The following is a 19,042-nucleotide window of genomic DNA, read 5'->3' as shown; positions in this document are numbered from 1 at the left end:
CTGTGATGGGGCATAGAGTAATAGCTGCTGTATAGGTTATAGTCACTGACGATACCAGAAGATGTTCAACAGGTTACGAACCATGGAACAGAGCAATGCGTTAAAACAACAATCTCACTGGCTGTTGCCCTGGCAATGGTTAGTGCCGCTTTTCTGTTTATGTTGTGCCGCAATTATTACCGAGTATCAGGCCAGGCAACTGGTGGAACAACGGCAGAATCAGGCGTTACAACAGTTAGTTGGTTTATCCGGTCAGTTGCGTTCTTTTGTCGAATCCGAATTAAACACCTCCTTGTATATGAGCCTGGGTCTGGCGTCTCACATTCGCGCCAGTGACGGCAAGCTGGCCGAAAAAGAAATGTTATTTTTGCTGCACAGTTTGCTGGAGCAGGGCAAGCATATCCGCAACATAGGTCTGGCGCCGGACAATGTGTTGACGCTGATTTATCCGGTGCAGGGCAATGAAAGGGCTTTGGGCCTGAACTACCAGAATGTGGCGCAACAATGGCCTGACATTAAACAACTGATAGATGACAAAGAACCCAGGTTAGTGGGTCCTGTCGCCCTTATTCAGGGCGGAGATGGTTATGTGTACCGGCTGCCGTTATTTCTGAACGATGGCCGTTATTGGGGCATTATCAGCACAGTACTGGATTTAACTGCTTTTAATCAGATGCTGTTGCAACAAGCCAACAGTTATCAGGTACAGGTCGGGATAAGGGAAAAAGGCGCAGGCTCTGGTCAGACGTTGTTTGGTTATTCACATTTATTCAATGAAGAAGCCTTGATCCTGGATTTAAATATCAAAGGCGCAGACTGGCAAATTGCTGTGCGTTTTATGGAAGAAGCCACAGGCTGGGGCTTGTGGCAATGGCGTTTAGCCGGAGCATCCTTGTCTGTTGTGTTTTGTCTGATGTTGGCCTGGCTGCTTTATTCTTACCGGCGCAGCGCCTTATTTGCCGATGCCTTGCAAGACAATGAAATCTACTCACGCCGTATTATGGACAGTGTGCTGGATGTGATAGTCACCACAGATCCGGATGGCACTATAGAGCGGGTGAACAGCGCTGTCAGCACTGTATTTGGTTACTTGCCGGCTCAGTTAGCGGGGCGGCCTTTTAGTATACTTTTGGCATCGGGGCAGGCGGATGTGTTAGCCACTGTGGATCCGGGAGACGGCACTGCAATAGAATTGCTGGGGGCGCGCCATACAGGTGAAGTTTTTGCGATGGATTTATCACGCAACAGCACAGAGCATCAAGGCCAGGTGCGCCATGTCTGGCTTATTCGTGATATCTCAGAGCGAAAGAAAGTAGAGCAGTTAAAAAATGATTTTGTTTCTACTGTCAGTCACGAACTGCGTACACCCCTTACTGCGATCAGTGGCGCCTTAGGTTTGGCTGTGGGTGGTGCTTTGGGTGAGCTGAACGATAAGCAGCAGCATATGTTGATGCTGGCGCAGCAAAACAGTCAGAGGTTAGGTAAACTGATCAACGATTTATTGGATATAGAAAAGCTGGCCGTGAATAAAATGCAGTTTAAGTTAAGACTCTGGCCTTTGGCTGAATTACTCAGACAAGCGATAGACTTGAACCAGCCCTTAGCTTTGCAGCGTCAGGTAACACTTGAATTGTCATCTGCTGAGCAGGATGATTTATGGGTGGAAGTAGATGAAGTCAGAGTGCAGCAAGTGATGGCCAACTTATTGGCGAATGCGATACGGCATTCCCCGGTAGGCGCTTCGGTGCAGGTGACTATGGAGTTATACGCCAAAACAGTCAGGGTCTCTGTGATTGATCAGGGGCAGGGCGTGTCTGACAGCTTTGAACCCAGATTATTTGAGAAATTTTCTCAGGCAGATTCGTCCGATCGCAGGCAGGTGGCTGGCACAGGATTAGGCCTGGCCATTTGCAAAGATCTGATCAAGGCTATGCGTGGTGAAATTGGTTATCAGCGCTCCGTCACAGGTGGCGCTTGTTTTTATTTTAGGTTGCCACTGGCAACTGAATTGTCTCTGGAATAAGGCTTGTTATGCTGACTTTGCTTGATTTAATAGCTGTAATTTGGTTTTTGTCGCTTTGGATAGGGTACACAGTAGTGGCCAAACGCAAAGCGAAAACCTTGAGCTGTTTATCCTTTGAACTGCGCCGTAAGCGCAATGACTGGATGAAACAAATGCTGAACCGCGACAACAAAATGGCCGATGTGGCACTGATTTCAACGCTGGAGCGTAATGTATCCTTTTTTGCTTCCAGTACCTTGCTGATTTTGGCGGGTTTATTAACGGCTTTGGCCTCAAGTGGCAGCATCAGCGAAGTCTTAAGTTATCTGACTCCATGGACAGCACAAAATAAAGAAACTGTGCAGGTAAAAATCTTATTTCTGGCGGTCATCTACGTTTTTGCTTTTTTCCAGTTTACCTGGTCATTACGCCAGTATGGCTTTGGTGGCGTGCTGATAGGCGCAGCACCAGATGGCCGTGAAATGACATCTGAAGAACAAGCTTTGTATGCCAACAGAACAGCAAAAGTGATCGATCAGGCGGGGCATTCATTTAACTATGGTTTGCGGTCAATTTACTTCTCGTTAGCCACTTTATCCTGGTTCCTTGACCCCAGATTATTTATGGCCACTTCTGTTTTAGTATTACTGATTATGAAACACCGTGAATTTCATTCCAAAGTGCTCAAAGCTTTGCAGGAATGCTGAAAGGTCAGAGCCGAAGCTCTGACCCGATATCTAATTAGTTTTTATATTCAAATGCTTTAATGACACGTGCTACGCCGTCGACATTACGAGCCAGGTTGACTGCTCGGTCTGCTTCTTGCTGACTGACTAAACCCATTAAAAATACTTCGCCGTTTTCAGTCACTACTTTGATATTTAAGCCACTGACGTTTTTATCGGCCAGAAATTTGCCTTTAATACGGGTCGTGAGCCAACTGTCTTTGCTGCCTGTGCCAAAACTGATTTCACTGCCAACACGCAGCTGATTGTGCACATCTTTTACGCCATCCACTCTGGATAGTTCAGCGGCCACTTCACGCACACGCTCATTCGGCACCTGACCTGTTAACAACACTATGCCGTTGTAACTGGTCATATTGATATTGCCTTTGTCCTTGGTTTCCGGATTTTCGCTCAGTAAGCGGCTTACTTTAATTTGAATACTTTTATCGTCAATCTGACTGCCCAGAGTGCGTGGGTCGCCCGCTGATTTAACGGCTGTAGCTCCGCCTGCCAGTACAGCAGCGGCACAACCTTGCAATAGCCAACTGGTAAGTAACACCAGCATTATTTTTTTCAACATCAGAGATCTCCTTGTTGCGGAAACAGAGTTATGTCGATGAGTTCACATAACGCATGCAGTAAAAAGGTATAACACTCAAATACCCGGGCCGGTCTGTGCGCTGGCACCTTCAATTCAGTATCCTGATTGCCCAGTAAACCAGACAATTCACCACTGTTATCCACAGTGAAAGCCACCACAGTCATATCTTTGGTTAAAGCCGCTTCAACCGCTTTAATCAGATTATGTTCTTCGCCTGTCATCGAAATCGCCACCAGCACATCGCCGGCCTGGCCTAAAGCCCGGACCTGACGGGCCAGATGATCAGGGTTAACCTGATTGCCTGGTTGTAAGCTGGAGTTGTTGGTTGATAAGGCAAAAGCCGGTAAACAAGGCCGTTCTGCTTCAAACTGATCCAATAACAGCTGAGCAAAATGCGTGGCCAAAGCAGCAGATGCGCCTTCACCACAACAAATCACTTTACCGCCATTGATCAGGCAGTTCACCAGACTGACGGCTGCGTTTTCGATAGGGGCAGACAAAGCTTCGCCTGTCGCTATCATGGTTTGAATATTTTCAGTAAAAAGTTGCCTGATATGGTCTTGCATTAGTTAGCTGTTCCTGCAAAAGCGTTTTTAATCCAGCAAATGTCTGCTGGCTGTTCGGTAATAGCCACTACATCAAAACGGCAATGCTGCTGGCCATTACTTTGTAAATAACATAAAGCGGTGCGGCTCAACTTTTGCTGTTTGGCTGAAGTGACAGCTGCAGCAGCACCACCAAAGTTGTTGCTGCGCCTGAACTTTACTTCAACGAAAACCAGGGTTTGTTGCTCGCGCATCACTAAATCAATTTCACCAAAGCGACAACTGTAGTTTTGCTGCACCAGTTGTAAGCCTTGTTGCTCTAAAAACACTAAGGCTTGTTGTTCATAAAACTGCCCTGTGCTTTTACTCATTTATGGGGTCCGTGGTGTCAGCAAACCATCCTTACTGTATTTGCCCCAGGTTAACTGCCGCTGAACCTGTCCGCCTGCAGACAACGCCAGGTTGCCCGTTAAGCCCTGATAACGCAGAGCCGGAAATTGTTGCTGCTGCTTTAAACGGTACACTAAGTGGTAGGCGTCGTAGCCCATAGCAAATAAACGTTGCAGAGTTTCATCCTGCTGTGGAAACAGCTGCTCAAACTGCTTACGGAATTCTTGTTGCTGACCTGTACTGAGCATCCAGGGCATTTCGGTAAAAGTTAAACCCAGTAAGTCGCGCCTGTCGGTAAACTCAGTGGCTTTTTGATGACTGCGTGAACTGGCGTACACTGGCACTGTTGTTTTAGTCGGGGCGACGGACACATCAATGTAAGGTTTCAGTAACCGGGTTTGCGCTGGGTCGGCCAGCAAATAAATGGCATCTATATCCTGACGACTATGAGGTTCAGCTTTGACACTTTCCCCTGCCAGTTTGCTGATATCACGAATACGTTGTTCGCTGGCTGCTGTTTCCAGTAACTGCTTAATGGTGCTTTCCATGCCGGCTTGATCTGCAAACCAATAAGTTTCAGGTTCTTTACCTGCTATTTGTTTCCAGTCACGGCTGAACTGTTCGGCCATACGCTGACTTAAGGGGTTACGGGAAGCCATCAGTACAGGCTGTTTATAGTTTTTCTGTTTGAACAGCATCGCCATTTGATGAGCTTCATCTTCCACACTTAAGGAGAAATAAAACTTATCGGCAGCTTGTTGCACCAAATCGGTTTTTCCATTTAAAAACAGCGTAGGGATGCTCCAGTCGGCTTGCTGTGAAATGGCATCCACTTGTTCTCTGAGCAAAGGCCCAATGACAAAATCCACTTGCTCAGCGGCCAGTTGTTGCTGCAATGCTGCAGTGTCTGTCTGGCTGTCGATAAAAATCAAACGGGCTTGCTGGTTGGCGGATGCAGCCAGAATACCTTGTTGAATAGCTTCAGCGTGCTGACGGAAGTTGCTGCTAAATGGCAACAAGACAGCAATAGTTTGAGGTGAAAAGGCGTCTACTGCACTTAATTGCTGAATTTCATCTGGTAATTTCTGGAAAGACGGCAGCTGCGCGTACTGTTGCTGCCAGTCGCTAATCGCCTGAGTTAAAGCCGCTCTGTTGCCCAAATGCTGTTGATGCAATTGCAGTAACTTAGCCCAGCCTTGTGTGGTGTTATCGCCGCTTTGGCTCAGGTTTTGTAATTGATCTGGCGTCAGCATGCCCAGCTGTTGCCACAACGCACTTTGATATGTACTTTGTTCTGGTTGCAGTGCCAACAATTGCAGATAGGTTTTAACGGCTTTGTCCGACTCTCTTCTGCTGCTCTGATACTGAGCCAGGCTTTGTAAATAAGCAGTTTTGTCTTCAGCTCTGAATGAGCTTAACGAATACTGACTGCTGAATTTCTGAATATCTTCATGATTATCAGCTGCGATCAGGCCCTGAAAAAAAGGCAATAAATTGGCTTGCTGCACTTCAGCACTAGCTTGTTGTGCCAGCACCCGGCTGATCGCTAAGGCTTGTTCAATTTCACCTTGTTGCAAATGTGCTTTGGCCGCTTCCAGTAACTGCCATTGCTGCTCTGAACCTTGTTGCTGACCCGCCTGTTCAATAAAGTCGGCGCCGGACAAAGGCCTTTCGATTTTAACGATTTCGACCTCATCTTCTGCCTCAACGGCAGGCTGGACTACAGGTGTCCGTTTGACCGGAGCTGCCTGTTGTGGCGAGGAAGAACAACTGGCTAACGCTATGGCGCTGCCCAAAAGAATAAGTGGCTTCAGTTTGCTGGATTTCACAATGCACAGGTACAATGAAGGAAACATGCAGGTATCTTACTCAGTGCCGTGCCTAAGCTCAATGAATTCCAGCCAAAGTAATTCAAGTACAACGGAATAAGCGCCATATGACTGCACAAAGCGGAAATTTATACATAGTAGCCACACCCATCGGCAATTTAGACGACATCAGTCAACGCGCTATCAAAACCTTAAGCTCTGTGGCCTGGGTGGCAGCGGAAGATACAAGGCACAGTGGTAAGTTACTCAGCCACTTAGGTATTTCAGCCAAAATGCTGGCGCTGCATGATCACAACGAAAAGCAACGTGCTGCCACTTTATTGCAAAAGTTGCAGGCCGGTGAAGATGTTGCTTTGATTTCTGATGCAGGTACACCACTTATTAGCGACCCGGGTTACAGCCTGGTGCGTTTATGCCGCGATGCTGGTGTGCGTGTCGTGCCTATCCCTGGCCCTTGTGCCTTGATCAGTGCTTTATGCTGTGCTGGTTTACCTACAGATAAATTCCATTTTATTGGTTTTTTACCGGCCAAAAGCCAGCAACGCCAAAATGTGCTAAGCGCCATTCCACAAGGTGTGGGCACTTTAATTTGTTATGAAACCGCCCGTCGTATCAAAGACTGCTTAGAAGATGTGGTAAAAGTCTTTGGCGCCGAACGTGAGCTGGTGCTGGCAAAAGAGCTGACTAAAACCTTTGAAAACTTTGTTTATGGCACAGCAGCAGAAATCACAGCCTGGCTGGACGAAGACCCGGCTCGTTGTCAGGGCGAAATGGTGCTGATGATAGCGCCGACTTTAGCGGCCGAAGAAGAAATTAACCCTGCCGCTCAGCAAACTTTAAAGTTGCTGATGAGCGAATTGCCGCTGAAAAAAGCCGCAGCTTTAACCGCAGAAATCCATGGAGAAAAGAAAAACGCCTTGTATAAGCTGGGGTTGAGTTGGGGCGCTGAAGACTAATTTTTTGGCTTTGGAATTAATGCCGGGCGATTAAACCTTATTCCCCTTTAGCCAAATTCATCGGAGTTGCAACGCGGCGGTTTTGTAGGGGCGTGGGCTTGTCCCCGCCCGTGCCGGTGATTATATCTACACCCGTATAGTCATAACGCAGCCAACAACCTTGCAGCTTCGAGGAAGAAGGGTATAATGCGCGCCGTGAGTTGGCCCAGACAATCGCTGCCTGCGTAAGCAGGGGGAGGAAAGTCCGGGCTCCATAGGGCAGAGTGCCAGGTAACGCCTGGGCGGCGCGAGCCGACGACTAGTGCAACAGAGAGCAAACCGCCGATGGCCCTTGCGCAAGCAAGGGATCAGGTAAGGGTGAAAGGGTGCGGTAAGAGCGCACCGCGCGGCTGGTAACAGTTCGTGGCACGGTAAACTCCACTCGGAGCAAGACCAAATAGGCCCCCTTTGGCGCGGCCCGCGTTGGGGGCGGGTAGGTTGCTTGAGGCGTACGGTGACGTACGTCCTAGAGGAATGATTGTCCACGACAGAACCCGGCTTAACGGGCTAACTCACACCTTCTTGTATCATGCCCTTTTTACCGGTTAAAGATCGGTAAGAAGTGGCTTGTCACTTGCACAAAAACATTTTCTCCTGAATAAATTCCTTTTTTAAAAAGGCTGCTTGTCCCTTCTATTTTATTTAATGTTTTATTTATGTTGATGTTTTGTATTTTATTTGTTTGAATTCGCTCCTGTGTAAAACAGGGATAAATAGATGAATTCAAGGACGTTTAGCGTTGTGGCTCCAACTGATTTTTTCTCAAATTTTCAGTATACAGCCTGTAGTGATGCCCTTTTGGCAGGCAAAGCTCAATGAAAACCAGTCATGTATTAATTATTTCCGGTCAATTTCAGTATGGTGTGGCCAGTAATTTCTTGCAGGAGCTGGCCATTGAACTGGGTCAACTGAACTACGAAGTTTTGTGGTTTCCTTTATCTGCGGAGCAAAGCCATGAACAGCATTTACTGCGTTTATATAACCTTATCGCAAAAAAAATATAAAGTTTATATTCGGTATCAATGGTTTAGGTTTGGATTATGTGAGTTGTCTTGATGCTCTGAACCAGTTGCCTTGTTTTAGCTGGTTGTTGGATCATCCGGTGCATCACTATCAGCGTTTTGCCGCACATAAAACCTGGCTCAAACTCTTATGTGTCGACCAAAGTCATGTGAACTGGCTAACCCGGCTTGGTTTTGACGCTGAACAGTTTCTGCATGCGACCAAAGTACGTTGCCTGGCCCCCAGACCGCCTACAGACGTTGGGATTTTATTTCCTGCCAGCTACTTTGATGAAACTGCACAGATTTCAGCTTTGCATGCAGCGCACCCTAAATTACTTGAATTGCTGATGGATCCGGCAATCGACAGTTTGCCGACCTTATTATCTGTACTTCGTTTTGGTGAAAAGGATGGTGTATTAGAGGCTGACGCCAATACCCTGAATTTTTTGCGGCTGGCCGATCTGTTCCTGCGTGGCCGAAACCGAAATCAACTGGTGCACGACTTTGCAGAAGCGGGCATTCAACTGGCTATTGCCGGGCGGGGTTGGAATGAGGTTGGTGCAAGCTCTCATTTGATATTACGTAGTATGACCTGGCAAGAGTTAAAGCAATTGTTTAGCCGTAGTCAGTTTGTTTTGCATGATCACCCGGGTTTCAGCGCAGGATTGCATGAGAGAGTGTTGGCCTCACTGGCTGCAGGCACTGCGGTATTAACGCGGCACAATAGCTTTCTTGAGCAGCAATTCAGCCTTGCTGATGGCGTATACGGTTTTCATCAGGCTTCAGAGTTATTGCAACTGGGATTGGATGAACACAAAGCTGAACACATAGCTCAATCCGAAGCTTTGCTTCGTCATAGCTGGTCCTGCAGGGCAAACCAATTGCTACAGCTGGTTGGAAAGGATCATTCTGACATTGCTGAGCTGGTGATGGGGTAAGTTGCAGACAGACACTTTGTTTGTATTCACTCAGGCAAGGTAGCAAGCTTCAGCTGAATTTTGTTAACCTCTGCCTGTTCTTTCCTTGCAATGAGCTGTTATGACGCCCACAGAGCCATCACCATCGATCAGTATCCCCTTTTGGCAAGCCTTTTGGTTTTGGCTGAAGCTCGGTTGTATCAGCTTTGGTGGGCCTGCCGGCCAAATTGCTCTGATGCATAACGAGCTGGTGGAAAAACGCCGTTGGATCAGTGAAGGGCGGTTTTTGCATGCGCTGAATTATTGCATGCTGTTGCCCGGGCCTGAGGCGCAGCAGTTGGCCACTTATTTAGGTTGGCTGATGCACCGCACTGCGGGTGGAATCATAGCGGGTTTGTTATTTATTCTGCCGTCTTTGCTGTTGTTGGTGCTGCTGTCCTGGGGGTATCTGGTGTATGGCGAGCACCCCTGGGTGGCGGCATTGTTTTATGGGATCAAACCTGCGATAGCCGCCATAGTGTTGCATGCCGCCTGGCGTATCGGCGGGCGGGTCATGAAACATCCGCTGCTGTGGGCTATAGCCGTCGCCGCTTTTGTGGCTATTTTTGCCTTTAAACTGCCTTTTCCGCTTATTGTCTTGTCTGCCGCCTTGATTGGTTTTATCGGCAGTAAAGTTGCGCCTGCAGTATTTTCGCAGGACAGTCATAGCGCAACACAAAAAAGTTATGGCCCTGCATTCATTGACGATACAACGCCCACTCCTGCCCATGCCTTATTTCGCTGGAGTCGTTTTGTCTTTGTGATGAGTTGCGGTCTAGTACTTTGGGCTGTGCCTGTGCTTTTGCTGGTTTTCACTTTTGGCTGGCAGCATCAACTGACACAAATGAGCTGGTTTTTTACCAAAGCAGCCTTATTGACCTTTGGCGGAGCTTATGCCGTTTTACCTTATGTGTATCAGGGCGCTGTGGATAAATTTGGCTGGCTGACGCCTGGGCAAATGATGGATGGCCTGGCTTTGGGTGAAACCACACCTGGGCCGCTGATTATGGTGGTGGTTTTTGTCGCTTTTGTGGGGGCTTATGTTCAGGCCAGTTTTGGAGCTGATTTAATGCTTGCGGCAGGGGTGACAGCTGCGCTTTTGGTCAGTTGGTTTACTTTTTTACCTTCCTTTATTTTTATTCTTGCAGGCGGCCCGCTGGTGGAATCTACCCAAGGCAAGTTGCAACTAACAGCGCCATTAACAGCAATAAGTGCTGCAGTGGTGGGGGTTATTGTTAATCTGGCGCTGTTTTTTGCTTACCATGTTTTATGGCCAACAGGTTTTGCCGGTGCCATCGACTGGCAAGCTCTGCTTATCACTGTGCTGGCTGCTTTAGCTTTATTTGTAGCCAAACAGGGCTTGATGCGTGTGATAGCGGGAGCTGCTGTGTTGGGGTTGATCTTGTCTTTTTGGAGTCGTTATTAATGTGGATTGATTTACAGCAGTTGGAACCTTCAGCTGCTTATAAGCTGTTAACCAGCACTATTACTCCTCGTCCTATTGCCTGGGTATCGAGCTTGTCTGCTGATGGAGTGCTGAATTTAGCGCCTTTTAGCTTTTTTCAGATGGTGACGGATCAGCCGCCTACTTTGATGATCTCCACCCAGCATAAAGCTGATGGCAGCAGAAAAGACACCAGTTTAAATATTGAAGCTACTCATGATTTTGTAGTGAATCTGGTGCCTTATGCACTGGCGAATGAAATGAATATCAGTGCGGCCGCTGTACCCGCTGATCAAAGTGAATTTGAACTGGCCAGCCTGGAGCAGGCCGCGTCCAGCCAAATCAAAGTGCCGCGGGTGGCTTTGGCTCCGGTGGCTCTTGAGTGCCGGCTGGCAAAGTTGCAACCTTACCCACCTGAAAATCCAAGCTGCGAAGTTATTTTTGCACAAGTGCTGGCTCTGTATATCAATCCTTCGTTATTGGATGCCAATGGCATGCCTGATCCTCATAAAATGGATTTAATCAGTCGTATTGGTGGTTCAGGTTACAGCAGGGTAGCAACTGATATTTTTCAGTTAGCCAGACCTGCTTCGGCAGTGCGCCGCTGATTTCCCTGTTTTGTGCCCTGGAACTTTAATTAGCGCCAGGGCTTTTTTAGGTCTGTTGTGAGCACTCGCTTACTCTGTGAGTCCTTCTGATACTGATTTCTTCTCATGTCTAACCGCGTTTTACTCTGCTTTTTTTGTCTTCATCCGAAACCGGGAAGCTTTTGCAGTTATTATCGTTTATAGCCAGCTCTTTTAGAGTCCTTTGGATGGCTGTTGGTTTTTGTCAAATAAAATCATAAGGTTATCGAGATATTCCGTTCAAAAAGTTGACTGTTATCAGTTTGGTAACAGCACCTTAGTCGCATGCGGCTGGCCTTTAGTCTGAATCGTCAGGTTATGCGTAACTAAATAAAAAATTTCAAACTATTTTGTGGTTTTTTTCTTCCACTTTTTCCCACAGAAATCAGGATCTTCGCGCTAAGCCGCGTTTTTACTGGATCTGAGATGATCAAACAAAGGGGTTTTCACCTTGACAAGCTTTCTTCTGCGGCCCTAAACTGTACATCAGTGGGAAATTGTGGGTATTTGTGGATCAAATATCAGGATCAAACAACAATGAAGTGGGATTAACATGTTCCGTGGGTCGTTTTCTTTAACATTAGATGATAAGGGTCGGTTAGCGCTTCCTACGCGTTACCGCGATACCTTATTTGCTGATGCCGAAGGAGCCATGGTTTGTACTATTCACACCAAAGATCCTTGTTTACTGCTGTACCCACTGCCTGAATGGGAAGAGGTTGCAGAACAATTGCAGCGTTTATCCAACCAGAACCCACAAGAGTTGCGCTTTAAACGTTTATTGATAGGCCACGCGTCGGATTGTGACATGGATAAAAGCGGCCGCATTCTATTACCTGCGCCACTAAGAAGCCATGCCAGCCTGACAAAAAACATCCGCTTAGTCGGACAACTTAACAAATTCGAGATCTGGGACGAAGAGACGTGGAATAAACGTGTTGCCGAAGATATGGCAATTGAACGTGATATGTCCGTCGACGCCGAGATCTCAGAGCGGCTGCAGGATTTTGTACTCTAATGGATCAAAGCGCCCATATCTCTGTCTTATTGGCTGAGACCATAGACGGATTAGCCATCAAACCCGACGGGATTTATCTCGACGGTACCTTTGGCCGCGGTGGTCACAGCAGAGTGATCCTATCCAAACTCGGTGAGCAAGGCCGTTTATACGGTATTGATCGCGATCCTGCTGCTATTGCGGCAGCTGCGCCTTTACTAGCCGACCCACGTTTTTCTATTACCCATAGCCCTTTTGCTGCCTTAGCCCAAATTGCTGAAGACCACGGCATTACCGGTAAAGTAGACGGTATATTGCTGGATTTAGGCGTGTCTTCACCACAACTGGATGATGCTGAGCGGGGGTTCAGCTTTATGCGTGATGGCCCGCTGGATATGCGGATGGATCCAACTTCTGGTATTTCAGCCGCCGACTGGCTGGCGAAAGCTGATGTCGAAGACATTACTTTTGTTTTACGTGAATACGGTGAAGAAAAATCAGCCTGGCGTATTGCTAACGCCATAGTGGATAGCCGCAGTGAGCAACCACTGACCCGTACTTCTCAACTGGCCAGCTTAATCAGCACAGTAGTACCAAAAAGCCACAAAGAGAAAAAACATCCTGCGACCCGCAGCTTTCAGGGTATTCGCATTTATATCAACAGCGAATTGGATCAGATCAAAACTGCGCTGGAAGCTGCTGTACATGTATTAAAACCAGGTGGTCGTTTAACTGTGATCAGTTTCCATTCGCTGGAAGATCGGATGGTAAAGCAGTTTATGCGTTTAAAAAGTAAAGGCGCCGCCATTCCTAAAGGTTTGCCTCTGACACAAGACCAACTGAACCTGTACACGCCGTTAAAACTGATTGGCAAAGCTATTATGCCGTCGGATGCAGAGCTGGAAAATAACGTCAGAGCCCGTAGCGCTGTATTACGCATAGCGGAGAAAACCGCATGAGCGCCATCAAACTGAACCGTCTGATCATCAGCGATATCTGGCAGCACAAGTTTCTGCTTGTGCTGATGCTGTGTTGTTTAGGTTCAGCCCTGGCTGTGGTGGAGTTCACTCATATGAACCGCCAACTGACAATGTACGAGGATAAAATACTGCAACATCGCGACACCCTGGAAATGGAGTGGCGCAATTTGTTGCTGGAACAAAGGGCATTGTCCGAGCACAGCAGGGTGGAAGAGCTGGCATCGACCAAACTCAATATGGTCAGGCCCAGTGGCCCACAAGATGTGGTGGTGCAGCAGCCATGATAAAGAAACCAGCAGCACCTAGAAAGCAGGCGAAAAAGAATCAACAGCCGACTGTCATCAGTTGGCGTTTTGCTTTTGTAATAGTGTCTTTGTTTGCGGTGTTCAGCGCTCTGATTATCCGAGCGGCTTATTTACAGGTGCTGGAGCCTGAAATGCTGCTCGAACAAGGTGATATGCGCTCACTCAGGGTAAAAGCTGACGCCGCGATGCGTGGCATGATTTTAGACCGTAACGGCGAAGAGTTGGCGGTCAGTGTGCCGGTCAAATCGATTTGGGCCGATCCACAACTGATACTGCGTAACAGACATAAAATTGAAGAACGTCGCTGGCATGCGCTGGCTGACATGCTGCAAATCAGCCCGCAGCAACTGTCGGACAAAATTGGTGCCGATGATTCCAAACGTTTTGTTTATCTGCAACGTCAGGCCAGTCCTGCCACTGTAGATTACATCAGACAGTTAAAAATTCCGGGAATTGCCTTTCAGGAAGAGTCCCGCCGTTATTATCCGGCTGGTGAAGTGACTGCCCACTTGTTAGGTTTTACCAATGTGGATGATCAGGGCATGGAAGGTATTGAACGTCAGTTTAACGACGTTTTAACCGGCAAACCTGCGTTAAAAACCATCCGCAAAGATGCCAAAGGCCGTGAAGTTGAAGTCTTGTCACACACTGAAGGTCAGGCGTCGAACAATATTCAACTGAGTATCGACCAGCGTATTCAGGCGGTGGCTTACCGTGAACTGAAAAAAGCTGTGATGCAGTTTGGTGCTACTTCAGGTTCTGTAGTGGTGGTTGACGTACACAATGGTGAAGTACTGGCCCTGGCCAACGCACCTTCGTATAACCCAAACAACAGAAAAAACAGTGACAGCAACAGATACCGCAATCGTGCTATCACAGACACCTTTGAACCAGGTTCCACTATTAAACCTTTGCCTGTTTTAGCCGCATTGGAAAATGGCACTGCCACTATGGATACTGTTATTTCTACAGGCTATGGCCCTGTGCGTATTGGCGGCCGCCTGGTGCGTGATGTCAATGGGTATGGTGATCTGGACCTGACTGGTATTATGCGCAAGTCCAGTAACATAGGGGTCACCCGTTTAGCTTTAGGTATGCCTACCGACAAATTCCTTGATATGTATTACAAGATGGGCGTGGGTTCAGAAACAGGTTTAGGCCTGACTGGCGAAACTTCTGGTGTATTACGTGAACAACGCCGCTGGGGTGAACACGCTTTAGCTACTGTTTCTTTTGGTTATAGCTTTACGGTTAATGCAGTGCAGCTGGCCCGTATTTACGCCACCATCGCTAATGGTGGTGTGGCTTACCCATTATCTATTTTTAAAACCACAAAAAAACCACAAGGTGAGCGGGTGATCAGCGAAGAGCATGCCGACAATATGGTCGCTATGTTAGAAGCTGTGGTTGGCCCGGGTGGCAGCGCTAAAAGAGCCGCGGTACCAGGTTATCGTGTAGGTGGTAAAACCGGCACTGCAAAAAAAGCTGGTATCCGTGGTTACAGCGATGACTATATTGGCTCCTTTGCTGGGGTAGCGCCAATTTCTGACCCTCGTATTGCAGTAGTGGTTATTATCAACGAACCAAGCGGTGATTATTATTACGGCGGCGAAGTTGCTGCTCCTGTGTTCTCTGCTGTGTCGGGTGCTGCGATGCAGTTACTGAACATTGCGCCTGATGCCAACGACAGCCGTATCAGCAAAATCAGTGAGGTGCCCAATGCCGGCTAACTCACTTCAGCTATGGCTGACACCTTTTGCAATTGACCTGCCCACTGCTGTGGCAGCTTTGCCGTTACAGAATTTACGCATCAATAGTCTGGAAGTACAAAACGGTGATGTGTTTTTAGCTTTGCCTGGCACTAAGACTCATGGCAATCAGTTTATTGAAAAGGCATTAGCTGCCGGTGCTGCGCTGGTGTTGACCGATACCCAGCCTGCGCTGAATGATCAACGTATTGTGGTTGCACCTGATTTAGTTCAATTGTTGCCAGCCTTGGCTGCTGCTTTTTATCCGCACCAAGCGCAACAATTGCTGGGTATTACCGGCACCAACGGTAAATCCAGCACTGCAATTTTTGTCAATCAGTTGGCTGTGTTATCAGAGCAACAAGCCGCTGTGATTGGCACTTTGGGTTATGGCGATTACCGCAGCCTGACGCCACTGAATAACACTACACCTCATCTGGTGGATATTCACCGTATTCTTGCTACCGAAGCCGACAAAGGCTGTGCTTTGGTGGCGATGGAAGTGTCCTCTCATGCCCTAGTGCAACAGCGTGTAGCTGGTTTGCAGTTTGAAGTGGCTGTGTTTACCAATTTAACCCGCGATCATCTGGATTATCACGGCACTATGCAGGCGTACGGCGAAGCCAAGGCCTTGCTGTTTAAAGCTGCTTTAGCCAAAAAAGCTGTGATTAATGTATCGGATGACTTTGGTCGTCAGTTGGCTGCTGACTGCACTCTGCCTGTATTGGCTTATGGTCAGTTAACAGACTGTGCGGGCTATAGCGACTATTTAGCCTACGACCAGCTGGAAATTACCCCTTTGGGTTATCAGTTCCGTTTAAGCAGCCATTTAGGCCAACAGCAGTTGCAGCTGAAAGTGCTGGGTGAATTTAATATTCAAAACGTTTTGGCGGCCATGGGTGCTATGTTGCAGCTGGGTCATAGCTTTGACACTTTAGTTGTGGCAGCAGAGAAGCTTAGCAGTGTGCCGGGTCGCATCGAACAATTTTATCAACCAGGCCGCAAGGTGATGGCTGTGGTGGATTACGCCCATACACCAGACGCGCTGGAGCAAACATTAATCGCAGTTCGCAACCATTGTCAGGGCCAGCTTTGGGTGGTCTTTGGTTGTGGTGGTGACCGTGATAAAGGCAAACGACCTTTAATGGGCGCTATAGCCGAACGTTTAGCCGATCAACTGATTATTACTGCTGACAATCCACGCACTGAAGATGTGAAAGCGATTTGTCTGGATATAGCGGCAGGCTGCACTGCAGGCCAGTATCAGCTAATCACCGACCGTAAAACGGCAATACGTACAGCTTTAGAACAAGCCAAAGCTGGTGATCTGGTGTTGATCGCCGGTAAAGGCCATGAAGATTATCAAATCATTGGCCATGAAGTTTTGCCATATGACGAACGTGCTTTTGTTCGACAACTGGTAACGGAGACTGCGTTATGATCCCTTTACAAACAAAAGAAATAGCACAGCTAGTGCAGGGACAGCTGATTGGTGCTGATATTCAAATTCAGAGCGTCAGCACAGACAGCCGCAATATTAATCAGGGCGACTTGTTTATTGCTTTAAAAGGCCCGAATTTTGATGGTCATCAGTTTGCTTCCGATGTAGTCAGAAATGGCGCTGTCGCTTTGATTGTGGAGCAGCAGCTGGATCTGGCGGTACCGCAAATTATTGTGGCGGACTGTCGGTTAGCTTTAGGTGCTTTAGGTGCAGCCGTAAAGCAAAAAGTCAATCCGAAGTCTGTGGCTGTGACCGGCAGTGTGGGTAAAACCACGGTCAAAGAGATGATGGCCGCCATTTTGGATCGTATTGGTAATGTGCTGGCGACTGCCGGTAACTTTAATAACGATATAGGCGCACCTCTCACTTTATTGCGTTTAACAGAGCAGCATCAGTACGCTGTGATGGAACTGGGCGCCAATCATTTAGGTGAAATTGCTTATACCTCCTCTTTAGTCAAACCTGAGGTCTCTATTATCACCAATGTGGCGGCAGCCCATCTGGAAGGTTTTGGTGATTTGTTTGGTGTAGCTCGCGCTAAAGGCGAAATTTATGGCTCTTTAGGCCCTGCTGGGGTTGCTATAGTGCCGCTGGACAGCGAATTTTCCGATTACTGGTTAAAACGTTTGCAGAATAAAACTGTGTTGACCTTTAGCAGCACTCAGGCCGCCGATTTTACCGCTGAACATATAGTGCTGAATGAGCAGGGTTGCGCCAGTTTTGACTTAGTCTGCCCACAAGGCCGTATTTTTATTCAGCTGGTTTTGCCAGGAAAACACAACGTGGCCAATGCTTTAGCCGCAGCAGCTGCGACTTTAGCCTTAGGCGCCAGCCTGACCGATGTGCAATTAGGTTTAGCGGCGATGAAACCGGTCAAAGGCCGGATTAATGTTACGCAGGCCAGCGACAAATTACGGCTGATTGACGATACCTACAACGCGAACTCTGAATCCACTAAGGCGGCTATCGATTTGTTAGCGACTTATCCTGGTTTCAGAGTACTGGTGTTTGGCGATATGGGTGAACTGGGCGCTGATGCCCGTTTGTACCATGAAGAAGTAGGTTTATACGCCAAACAAAAGGGAATTAATCTGTTATTCACCTTGGGTGTGTTATCACAGAGCGCCAGTGATTTATTTAACGGCCAAGGGGCCCATTTTAGTTCCCGTCAGCAACTGATCCAAAAGTTAAGCCCGATCCTTGATGAACAGTCGAGTAGCACAGTACTGGTCAAAGGTTCGCGTAGCGCAAAAATGGAATTGGTCGTGCAGGACTTGCTAGAAAGATGTCAGCAGGAGATCAGCTCATGTTAGTGTGGTTAGCCGAGTATTTAACTCAATATATCAATGCTTTTAACGTATTCAGTTACCTGACTTTCAGGTCTATTCTGGGTATTTTAACGGCCTTAATGCTGAGCTTGTATTTTGGCCCCAAGCTGATCGCCAAGTTACAGCAACTGCAAATTGGTCAGACGGTACGGGATGATGGCCCACAAAGTCACTTCTCGAAAAAAGGCACCCCTACTATGGGTGGTTTGCTGATCTTAGGTTCGGTGTTGGCCAGTATTCTGCTGTGGGCTGACCTTGGCAATAAATACGTCTGGGTGGTGATTTTTACGCTGATAAGCTTTGGCTGGATTGGTTTTATTGACGACTACCGCAAAGTGGTTCGCAAAGATCCAAAAGGTTTAATCGCCAAATGGAAATACTTCTGGCAATCCTTGTTTGCCATTGCTATCGCCTTTTTTCTGTATGCCACAGCTGAACGCCCGGTTGAAACCAGTTTAGTCGTGCCCTTTATTAAAGATGTACTGCCACAGCTGGGTTTTATCTACATTGCTTTGTGTTACTTCGTGCTGGTCGGTACCAGCAACGCGGTGAACTTAACTGACGGTTTAGATGGTTTAGCCATAGTGCCAACCATTATGGTGGCTTTTGCTTTTGCCATTATTGCCTATGCCAGCGGTAACGTAAATTTTGCCAACTACCTGAATATCCCTTATTTGCCTCATGCCAGTGAACTGGTGGTGGTTTGTGCTGCTTTGGTCGGAGCAGGTCTTGGTTTCCTTTGGTTTAATACCTATCCGGCTCAGGTTTTTATGGGGGATGTAGGTTCTTTAGCTTTAGGTGCTGTATTAGGTGTGATTGCCATTTTAGTCCGTCAGGAAATAGTGCTCTTTATTATGGGCGGCGTGTTTGTGATGGAAACTGTCTCTGTAATTTTGCAGGTAGGTTCGTACAAACTGCGTGGTCAGCGTATTTTCCGCATGGCACCTATTCACCACCATTACGAATTAAAAGGTTGGCCTGAGCCCCGCGTTATTGTGCGGTTCTGGATTTTGTCAGTCATTTTTGTGCTGATTGGTTTAGCTACTTTAAAACTGAGATAAAA

Annotated in this window: 18 protein-coding genes and 1 other RNA gene; 15 read left to right on the top strand and 4 right to left on the bottom strand. The window is 47.6% G+C overall.

Annotated features, from left to right (window positions below; all coding sequences use genetic code 11):
* The first annotated feature begins 82 nt into the window (after positions 1-82).
* Positions 83-2,023, top strand: coding sequence for an ATP-binding protein (locus RHEIN_RS16470; protein ID WP_008900115.1), 1,941 nt, complete (start codon positions 83-85; stop codon positions 2,021-2,023).
* A gap of 8 nt (positions 2,024-2,031) precedes the next feature.
* Positions 2,032-2,709, top strand: coding sequence for a DUF599 domain-containing protein (locus tag RHEIN_RS16465; RefSeq protein ID WP_008900114.1), 678 nt, complete (start codon positions 2,032-2,034; stop codon positions 2,707-2,709).
* A 34-nt stretch (positions 2,710-2,743) separates the two neighbouring features.
* Here the strand turns inward: RHEIN_RS16465 and dolP are convergent, their stop codons facing one another.
* Genes dolP through RHEIN_RS16445 form a run of 4 tightly spaced genes read right to left on the bottom strand, consistent with a single transcriptional unit; the run spans position 2,744 to position 6,122 of the window.
* Positions 2,744-3,310, bottom strand: coding sequence for a division/outer membrane stress-associated lipid-binding lipoprotein (gene dolP, locus RHEIN_RS16460; protein WP_008900113.1), 567 nt, complete (start codon positions 3,308-3,310; stop codon positions 2,744-2,746).
* A complete protein-coding gene (locus RHEIN_RS16455; RefSeq protein ID WP_008900112.1) occupies positions 3,310-3,897 on the bottom strand; it encodes a D-sedoheptulose-7-phosphate isomerase in 588 nt (195 codons plus the stop codon). The genes dolP and RHEIN_RS16455 overlap by 1 nt, the downstream gene beginning before the upstream one ends.
* Complete coding sequence (locus RHEIN_RS16450; RefSeq protein ID WP_008900111.1) at positions 3,897-4,247, bottom strand: YraN family protein; 351 nt, start codon at positions 4,245-4,247, stop codon at positions 3,897-3,899. Before RHEIN_RS16450 ends, RHEIN_RS16455 begins: the two co-directional genes overlap by 1 nt.
* The gene (locus tag RHEIN_RS16445) at positions 4,248-6,122 is read right to left on the bottom strand and encodes a penicillin-binding protein activator (RefSeq protein ID WP_008900110.1); all 1,875 of its coding nucleotides are present in this window, start codon (positions 6,120-6,122) and stop codon (positions 4,248-4,250) included.
* A gap of 80 nt (positions 6,123-6,202) precedes the next feature.
* On the opposite strand from RHEIN_RS16445, the gene rsmI reads away from it, so the two are divergent.
* The 13 genes from rsmI (at position 6,203) to mraY (ending at position 19,040) form a co-directional block, all read left to right on the top strand.
* The gene (gene rsmI, locus RHEIN_RS16440; RefSeq protein ID WP_008900109.1) at positions 6,203-7,051 is read left to right on the top strand and encodes a 16S rRNA (cytidine(1402)-2'-O)-methyltransferase; all 849 of its coding nucleotides are present in this window, start codon (positions 6,203-6,205) and stop codon (positions 7,049-7,051) included.
* Between the two features lie 197 nt (positions 7,052-7,248).
* An RNA gene (gene rnpB, locus RHEIN_RS20530) (RNase P RNA component class A) lies at positions 7,249-7,608 on the top strand.
* 297 nt (positions 7,609-7,905) lie between these two features.
* Positions 7,906-8,094 (top strand): hypothetical protein, encoded by a 189-nt coding sequence (locus tag RHEIN_RS16435; RefSeq protein ID WP_008900108.1) that lies wholly within the window; start codon positions 7,906-7,908, stop codon positions 8,092-8,094.
* Between the two features lie 38 nt (positions 8,095-8,132).
* Positions 8,133-9,032 (top strand): glycosyltransferase family protein, encoded by a 900-nt coding sequence (locus RHEIN_RS16430; protein ID WP_008900107.1) that lies wholly within the window; start codon positions 8,133-8,135, stop codon positions 9,030-9,032.
* Positions 9,033-9,132: 100 nt separating this feature from the next.
* Positions 9,133-10,476, top strand: coding sequence for a chromate efflux transporter (gene chrA / locus RHEIN_RS16425; RefSeq protein ID WP_008900106.1), 1,344 nt, complete (start codon positions 9,133-9,135; stop codon positions 10,474-10,476).
* Positions 10,476-11,102, top strand: coding sequence for a flavin reductase family protein (locus RHEIN_RS16420; protein ID WP_008900105.1), 627 nt, complete (start codon positions 10,476-10,478; stop codon positions 11,100-11,102). Before chrA ends, RHEIN_RS16420 begins: the two co-directional genes overlap by 1 nt.
* A 571-nt stretch (positions 11,103-11,673) precedes the next feature.
* Positions 11,674-12,138 carry a division/cell wall cluster transcriptional repressor MraZ gene (gene mraZ, locus RHEIN_RS16415; RefSeq protein WP_008900104.1) on the top strand — a complete coding sequence of 155 codons (465 nt, stop codon included), beginning with the start codon at positions 11,674-11,676 and terminating at the stop codon, positions 12,136-12,138.
* Positions 12,138-13,076: a 16S rRNA (cytosine(1402)-N(4))-methyltransferase RsmH gene (gene rsmH / locus RHEIN_RS16410; RefSeq protein ID WP_008900103.1), complete on the top strand. Its 939-nt coding sequence runs from the start codon at positions 12,138-12,140 to the stop codon at positions 13,074-13,076. The genes mraZ and rsmH overlap by 1 nt, the downstream gene beginning before the upstream one ends.
* Positions 13,073-13,381, top strand: a complete 309-nt coding sequence (gene ftsL, locus RHEIN_RS16405) for a cell division protein FtsL (RefSeq protein ID WP_008900102.1) — start codon at positions 13,073-13,075, stop codon at positions 13,379-13,381. The genes rsmH and ftsL overlap by 4 nt, the downstream gene beginning before the upstream one ends.
* Positions 13,378-15,132, top strand: a complete 1,755-nt coding sequence (locus tag RHEIN_RS16400) for a peptidoglycan glycosyltransferase FtsI (protein WP_008900101.1) — start codon at positions 13,378-13,380, stop codon at positions 15,130-15,132. Before ftsL ends, RHEIN_RS16400 begins: the two co-directional genes overlap by 4 nt.
* Positions 15,122-16,591, top strand: coding sequence for a UDP-N-acetylmuramoyl-L-alanyl-D-glutamate--2,6-diaminopimelate ligase (locus RHEIN_RS16395; protein WP_008900100.1), 1,470 nt, complete (start codon positions 15,122-15,124; stop codon positions 16,589-16,591). Before RHEIN_RS16400 ends, RHEIN_RS16395 begins: the two co-directional genes overlap by 11 nt.
* Entirely contained in the window at positions 16,588-17,964 is a 1,377-nt protein-coding gene (locus RHEIN_RS16390; protein WP_008900099.1) for a UDP-N-acetylmuramoyl-tripeptide--D-alanyl-D-alanine ligase, read from the top strand. The genes RHEIN_RS16395 and RHEIN_RS16390 overlap by 4 nt, the downstream gene beginning before the upstream one ends.
* On the top strand, positions 17,958-19,040 hold the full coding sequence (gene mraY, locus RHEIN_RS16385) for a phospho-N-acetylmuramoyl-pentapeptide-transferase (protein WP_008900098.1): 1,083 nt from the start codon (positions 17,958-17,960) through the stop codon (positions 19,038-19,040). The genes RHEIN_RS16390 and mraY overlap by 7 nt, the downstream gene beginning before the upstream one ends.
* Positions 19,041-19,042: the final 2 nt, after the last annotated feature.

This window comes from Rheinheimera sp. A13L, from assembly GCF_000217935.1.
Taxonomy (GTDB): Bacteria; Pseudomonadota; Gammaproteobacteria; order Enterobacterales; family Alteromonadaceae; genus Pararheinheimera.
The sequence above is the reverse complement of the archived record's forward strand: the minus strand, read 5'-3'. Positions and strand labels throughout refer to the sequence as shown.

Excerpts from the sequence above, each read along its gene's own strand:
- RHEIN_RS16390 (WP_008900099.1), top strand. The coding sequence starts at position 16,588 with ATGATCCCTTTACAAACAAAAGAAATAGCACAGCTAGTGCAGGGACAG.
- RHEIN_RS16435 (WP_008900108.1), top strand. The coding sequence starts at position 7,906 with ATGAAAACCAGTCATGTATTAATTATTTCCGGTCAATTTCAGTATGGT.
- RHEIN_RS16400 (WP_008900101.1), top strand. The coding sequence starts at position 13,378 with ATGATAAAGAAACCAGCAGCACCTAGAAAGCAGGCGAAAAAGAATCAA.
- dolP (WP_008900113.1), bottom strand. The coding sequence starts at position 3,310 with ATGTTGAAAAAAATAATGCTGGTGTTACTTACCAGTTGGCTATTGCAA.
- RHEIN_RS16470 (WP_008900115.1), top strand. The coding sequence starts at position 83 with ATGGAACAGAGCAATGCGTTAAAACAACAATCTCACTGGCTGTTGCCC.
- chrA (WP_008900106.1), top strand. The coding sequence starts at position 9,133 with ATGACGCCCACAGAGCCATCACCATCGATCAGTATCCCCTTTTGGCAA.
- rsmH (WP_008900103.1), top strand. The coding sequence starts at position 12,138 with ATGGATCAAAGCGCCCATATCTCTGTCTTATTGGCTGAGACCATAGAC.
- RHEIN_RS16465 (WP_008900114.1), top strand. The coding sequence starts at position 2,032 with ATGCTGACTTTGCTTGATTTAATAGCTGTAATTTGGTTTTTGTCGCTT.
- RHEIN_RS16450 (WP_008900111.1), bottom strand. The coding sequence starts at position 4,247 with ATGAGTAAAAGCACAGGGCAGTTTTATGAACAACAAGCCTTAGTGTTT.
- RHEIN_RS16395 (WP_008900100.1), top strand. The coding sequence starts at position 15,122 with ATGCCGGCTAACTCACTTCAGCTATGGCTGACACCTTTTGCAATTGAC.
- RHEIN_RS16420 (WP_008900105.1), top strand. The coding sequence starts at position 10,476 with ATGTGGATTGATTTACAGCAGTTGGAACCTTCAGCTGCTTATAAGCTG.
- rsmI (WP_008900109.1), top strand. The coding sequence starts at position 6,203 with ATGACTGCACAAAGCGGAAATTTATACATAGTAGCCACACCCATCGGC.
- ftsL (WP_008900102.1), top strand. The coding sequence starts at position 13,073 with ATGAGCGCCATCAAACTGAACCGTCTGATCATCAGCGATATCTGGCAG.
- RHEIN_RS16445 (WP_008900110.1), bottom strand. The coding sequence starts at position 6,122 with ATGTTTCCTTCATTGTACCTGTGCATTGTGAAATCCAGCAAACTGAAG.
- mraZ (WP_008900104.1), top strand. The coding sequence starts at position 11,674 with ATGTTCCGTGGGTCGTTTTCTTTAACATTAGATGATAAGGGTCGGTTA.
- RHEIN_RS16455 (WP_008900112.1), bottom strand. The coding sequence starts at position 3,897 with ATGCAAGACCATATCAGGCAACTTTTTACTGAAAATATTCAAACCATG.
- mraY (WP_008900098.1), top strand. The coding sequence starts at position 17,958 with ATGTTAGTGTGGTTAGCCGAGTATTTAACTCAATATATCAATGCTTTT.